Source organism: Marinobacterium ramblicola, assembly GCF_019084545.1.
Taxonomy (GTDB): Bacteria; Pseudomonadota; Gammaproteobacteria; order Pseudomonadales; family Balneatricaceae; genus Marinobacterium_D; species Marinobacterium_D ramblicola.
The window spans coordinates 1-5,629 of the sequence record NZ_JAHREP010000052.1 but is presented as its reverse complement, the minus strand read 5'-3'; the positions used below and the strand labels follow the sequence as shown (position 1 = coordinate 5,629).

Here is a 5,629-nt window from a genome sequence, read left to right as displayed (position 1 = left end):
TTGTTAAAGAGCGTGCTGAGCAGCGCTTCCCGTTACCGAGGGGCTTGCTCAAGCGAGGCGCATATCTTACCGCCTCAATCTTCAGTGTCAACGACTTTTTGCTGTTATTTCGACGACTTGAATCGCGAAGCTAACCGCCCGTGGGCGCTGAAGTGGGGGCGTATTCTACGTATCCAAATATTACTGTCAACCGGATTTAATGCTTAGATGATCAATCCAGTTCCAACGCCCCGAGAAACCAATATCGCGAAAATCCTTCCGGAACAAAACGCGACAGTGGACATCAACTCGATCTGGACATCGGTGTTGTCATCATCCGATGATAGCTTCTTAGCAGTTTCGTTTTAGGCACCAGGCCCGTTTCCAGCTGGTGGAGACAAGGAGAGCAAGATGTATACGCTGCCGTCACTGACAGCCCAGCAATCTGTCCGGTCAATCGCGATTCTGACTAGCGGTGGCGATGCCCCTGGCATGAACCCCGCCATTCGAGGCGTAGTGCGTGCCGCACTGCATCAGGGGATCGAGGTATTCGGTATCAACCGAGGTTACAGCGGCCTGATCAGCGACGATATGGCACCGATGTCCTCCTCTTCGGTAAGCAACATCGTGCAACGGGGCGGCACGATCCTGAAAAGTGATCGCTGCGAGGCATTTAAAAAACCCGAGGTGCGCGCTAGTGCAGCCGCAATACTCAGGGCACGGGGTATAGATGCGCTGGTCGTCATCGGCGGCGATGGTTCGCTGACCGGTGCCCATCTGTTGCAGCAGGAAACGGGGATCGAGGTGATCGGGCTGCCGGGTACCATCGACAACGATATATTCGGAACTGACGATACGATTGGCTTCGATACGGCGGTGAATACCGCGCTCGAAGCGATCGACCGGATTCGCGACACCGCCTCCTCCCACGAGCGTCACTTCCTGGTCGAGGTGATGGGTCGTGCTTCCGGGTTTATCGCTATTCATGTCGGCATGGCGGCCGGTGCGGAGATGATTCTGGTACCGGAACGGGCGATCGAGATCGAGCGCATCAGCGAGGAGCTGGCAGCGGCGCGAAGGGCCGGTACAGGCTCGAGCGGTATCATTGTCGTCGCCGAGGGTCCGGTGCCTGGTCTGACCTATCGTCTTGCGGAGCAACTGAAGGAGCACGGGCAGGATCCCCGCGTCTGCATTCTCGGCCATATACAGCGTGGCGGCAGCCCCACCGGTCACGATCGGGTGTTGGCAACCTGCATGGGTGCTATGGCGGTCAGCTATCTCTGTGCCGGCTACTCCGACATCATGGTCGGCGTGCGCGACGGTCAGATACTGGATGTCCCCCTCGAGGATATAATCCGCTTCCGCAAAGGGCTTGATCCAACACTGCTTGACCTTGCACTGCAGGTCCACCGCTAGGAGGGGACATGAAACTCATTCTACGTTTCTTTTTCCAGGGGCTACTGGTCCTGCTGCCGGCATTGCTGACCGTGTATCTGGTCTGGGTCATTGTCGGCACTTTGAATGAGCTGATGTTCTCGATCATCGGCGAGCACCTGGAAAAGCTGATCGGAGTTGAGCTACCTACCTGGTTGACTTCGCTCCTTGGTTTAGCGCTGGTACTGGGGCTAATCATCTTCACCGGCATGCTGGCATCGATCTATCTCGGACGCTTCATCCTGAGCTGGTTCGATCAGCTATTGCAACGTATTCCGCTGGTCCGCCTGCTTTATACCTCGTTAACCGACCTGTTTACCGCACTGCTCGGCGATAACCGGGGGTTCGACCGTCCAGTACTGGTTCAGCTGACGGCCGACCCCGGTATACGGGTGGCGGGCTTTATTACTCGGGACGACCTTTCGATGTTTGGATTGCAGGAAGAGGTAGCAGTCTACTTGCCACACTCATACAACTTTTCCGGCAACCTGCTGATCGTGCCCAAAGAGCGTGTTACGCCGCTGAATGCAAAGGCGAGCCAGGTGACGGCTTTCATTGTCAGCGGAGGGGTTTCCATCAGCAATCGGGGCGGTGAATAGGATCAGCCCCAGCGATCGGAAACAAAAGGGTTGGTTCGACGCTCTACGCCGAACGTCGACATGGGTCCATGGCCAGGGACGAAACGGACGTCGTCGCCGAGAGGAAACAGCTTTTCCTTGATCGAGCGAATCAGCTGCGCATGGTCACCGCGAGGGAAGTCGGTCCGGCCGATCGAGCCCTGGAACAGTACATCACCGACCAGCGCCAGCTGTTCTTCGCGATCATAGAACACCACATGGCCTGGCGTGTGCCCCGGGCAATGCAATACCTCCAGGCTCTGCCGGCCTACCTGAACACTGTCGCCGTCCTTTAACCAGCGATCCGGCGTGAAGCTGTCGACCTGCTCGAAGCCGAACATGGCGCACTGCTGGGTCAGGCTGTCGATCCAGAACCGGTCCTCCTGTTCCGGCCCCTCAATCGGTACACCGGTGAGCTTGACCAGTTCCGCGGTACCACCGACATGATCGAGATGACCATGGGTAAGCAGTATGCGGGTGAGTTTCACCCCCTCCTCCTCTATCGCCGACAGGATCAAGCCAAGGTCACCACCCGGATCGACCACTGCCGCTTCCAGAGTCTCTTCACACCAGAGCAGGCTGCAGTTTTGCTGAAAGGGGGTGACGGGAATGATGCGGAATTTCATGACAATACTCGGAAAGCTGGTGATGAGCGCCCCAGTATACCCGGGGCGCTCGCGGAGCCCAATCAGGTGCGGAAACGGCTGATCTCATGCTGCAGCTGGGTCGCCAGCCCTTTGAGCTGTTCGCTGCTGGCCGCCACGGTGTTTGCCGCGCTGACCGTCGCTTCAGAGGCCTGGGTAATCGACAGCAGGTTGTTGTTCATCTCTTCGGATACCGCACTCTGCTCCTCGGTAGCGGCTGCAACCTGGACCCCCATATCCCTTACCGCGTTCATGTCAGCGACGATACGTGACAGCTCCTCTCCAGCCAACAGGGCACGCTCAACACTTTCATCTGCACGCTGACTGGAACGCTCCATCACCTCGACCGCACGCTTGGCCGCCTTGCTCAGGCGCTCATTCATATCCCGGATCTGCTCGGTCGAACCACGCGTACGCTGAGCCAACTGGCGCACTTCGTCCGCTACAACCGCAAAACCGCGCCCTGAGTCTCCTGCACGCGCGGCCTCGATCGCCGCATTCAGCGCCAGCAGATTGGTTTGCTCGGAGATCGCCGCGATCTGACCCAGCACTTCGCTGATCTGTTCGGTGTCTCCCTCCAGCGCCTTGATTACACTCGACGCCTCCTCGACCTCTATCGCCAGCGCCTTGATACGGGACACGGTATCGTCCACATCTCGGCTACCCTCATCCGCTTCATGATCGGCGCTGTCAATGGCACTGGACGTCTCGCCTGCCGTGCGCGCGATTTCATGGATGCTGGCCGCCATCTCGTTCATCGCGGCCGAGAGCAGCTCGGCCTCCTGAGCCTGTCGACTCAGCGCCTGGCTGGTCTGATCCGCACTGCTGGCCAGCTCGGACGCACTGCCGGTCAACTGAGTCGAACTCGCGGAGATGTTGTGAACCAGGGCGCGGAATACCTCCAGGGTTTTGTCGATCCGACGCCCCACCTCACCCAGTTCATCGCGTGAACTCAACCCGGTACGTTCTCTGAGATCGCCTTCCGCCACCTTGACCATCACCTCATTGATGCGGTCCAGCGGACGGCAGATGGCTCGGCCAATGAACCAGGCCAGACCGCCCATGAGCACCAGTGCTGCCAGCAGTTGCAAACCCACATGCACCACGTCATCAATAAAGGTTGAGTTGATATCCTGCACATAGAGGCCGGTTCCAACAACCCACCCCCAGGGTTCGAAGGCACGCACAATACTCAGTTTTTCCTGCGGCTCACGCTCTCCCGCCTTGGGCCAGGTATAGCTGAAATATTTTTCGTCAACGGAACTGCCCAGCAGGCCCGCCATATCGACAAAGATCCGCTGACCATCCGCACTGCTGGACTGCGCCATCGATTTGCCGACCAGTTTGGGATCCGCCCCATGCATGACAAATCGGACCTGCTTATCCAACACGAAAAAGTAGCCCTCCTCTCCGTAGCGCATGTTTTCCAGCAGATCTTTGGCACTATGCTGTGCCTGCTCAAGCGTTATCTCCCCGGCGTCGACACGCCTCTGCTCGGCTTCCAGAACGCGATAAGATACATCAGCGAGGGCCTTGAGTTTCTGCGCACGTTCAGTGAACAGTGAGGCACGCATCTCCTGCAACGCCATCAGTGAGACCAATCCCAGCAACGCAGCGGCGATCAGCACCAGCGACCAAAGTTTTCCGCGCACAGAGAGGTTGGACAAGCTCATGGACAGACTCCTTTTCCATGGAACATTCAGGTTTAGAAGGATATTAGGCCCAGACTAGCACCGCTTGAAGTCTGGAACCATCGGCGTCCAGACCCTTAGATCGCCTAATTGATGTAGATCTGCTTGGCACATTGATCAGCCTGGCCAAGCAAACGCTCGCGCCGCTGACGTACGCGGGATCCCAACCACTCGAGGTCCTCCTGCCAGATCCAGCGTCGCCGTTCGAGGAGATGCTGTTCCAGCATATCCAGGTCGTGCAGATCGCCCAGGCAGCTGCCGAGACTCTTCAATAACTTGCTCCTTCGGTCGCTACGCCAGAGCAGCTGTTTCTGATACAGAGTGCATTTAACCACCTTGCGCCAGTCATGCAGGATATCGGTATCCGACCGTTTCTGTGCTTGGCGCCAAAGCTTGCTACCTTTACGCAAACCACGCTCGACGCCTTTGCGCAGATCCCGCTTATCTATGTTCTTCAACGATAACTGAGAGAATGACTGATCGATCCGCTCCAGTAACATCACGGTTTTCTGCCAATCAGGCGTTTGGGGAGTGGCGGGGGAACTGGCTTTACCGTCATATAGCCTGAGCACCTCATGCAGGCGCAGATACGCAGCTGAACTCATGCTGTCGGCGGCTAACAGCTGCAGAGTGTCCAGCACCACGTCGGAATCTCGATTGATAGCGAGGTCGTCAGACAACGTACGGCAGAGCTTATCGAGTTGTGCATACGCCTCGCCGTTGACATGGGATTTGACCAGCCGGAGCAACGCCCGCATCCGCTTCATCGCCACCCGCAGCTGATGTATCGCCTCTTTTTGACCCAGCTTATCTCGGCGCCGCATCTGATCCCGCGCCTCATCCAATATCATCCCACCACAGGCTTTCAGTCTCGCTGAATATTTTTTTGCCGGGACCCGGCGCTCTTCACCCATTCAAGCCCTTCCTGGACGGGGTTATCCCCCCTCCCGCTCGACCTCGACTCGCGGCAACCCCAACGATGGGATGTCAACTCTGACAAAGATGGGAGCGCAGCAGACGGGGCAATCTTCGGTGTACTCCTGCTCAGGCTCTATGCACTCGATGACCAGGATCACCGATTCACTGCACCAGGGGCAGCTGACCTCAACATCCTCCTGCGGATTCATACCTATACCTCGATGCGATCATGAAACCTGCTTTCAGTTATAGACGATTCCCCACGCTTTGCAGGGCAATCGCACTACGTAGCCACGATGCGTGCCGGTCCGGGCCGGTGGCACCGCTTCCGTGCGACACGCGATGA

6 protein-coding genes are annotated in these 5,629 nt (G+C 57.6%); 2 read left to right on the top strand and 4 right to left on the bottom strand.

Translation table 11 applies throughout. The features are described 5' to 3' along the window. Positions 1-390: 390 nt before the first annotated feature. Both pfkA and KQ940_RS22445 read left to right on the top strand, forming a co-directional pair. A complete protein-coding gene (gene pfkA, locus KQ940_RS22450) occupies positions 391-1,395 on the top strand; it encodes a 6-phosphofructokinase (protein ID WP_217416883.1) in 1,005 nt (334 codons plus the stop codon). A gap of 8 nt (positions 1,396-1,403) precedes the next feature. After that, complete coding sequence (locus KQ940_RS22445) at positions 1,404-2,012, top strand: DUF502 domain-containing protein (protein WP_217416882.1); 609 nt, start codon at positions 1,404-1,406, stop codon at positions 2,010-2,012. Positions 2,013-2,014: 2 nt separating this feature from the next. Here the strand turns inward: KQ940_RS22445 and KQ940_RS22440 are convergent, their stop codons facing one another. From KQ940_RS22440 to KQ940_RS22425, 4 genes are all read right to left on the bottom strand, one after another. Next, positions 2,015-2,656 (bottom strand): MBL fold metallo-hydrolase, encoded by a 642-nt coding sequence (locus tag KQ940_RS22440; protein WP_217416881.1) that lies wholly within the window; start codon positions 2,654-2,656, stop codon positions 2,015-2,017. 62 nt (positions 2,657-2,718) lie between these two features. Further along, complete coding sequence (locus tag KQ940_RS22435) at positions 2,719-4,347, bottom strand: methyl-accepting chemotaxis protein (protein ID WP_217416880.1); 1,629 nt, start codon at positions 4,345-4,347, stop codon at positions 2,719-2,721. A gap of 104 nt (positions 4,348-4,451) precedes the next feature. After that, positions 4,452-5,216, bottom strand: a complete 765-nt coding sequence (locus KQ940_RS22430) for a CHAD domain-containing protein (RefSeq protein WP_281419311.1) — start codon at positions 5,214-5,216, stop codon at positions 4,452-4,454. Between the two features lie 84 nt (positions 5,217-5,300). Further along, a complete protein-coding gene (locus tag KQ940_RS22425; RefSeq protein WP_217416878.1) occupies positions 5,301-5,492 on the bottom strand; it encodes a zinc ribbon domain-containing protein in 192 nt (63 codons plus the stop codon). Between the last annotated feature and the right edge of the window lie 137 nt (positions 5,493-5,629).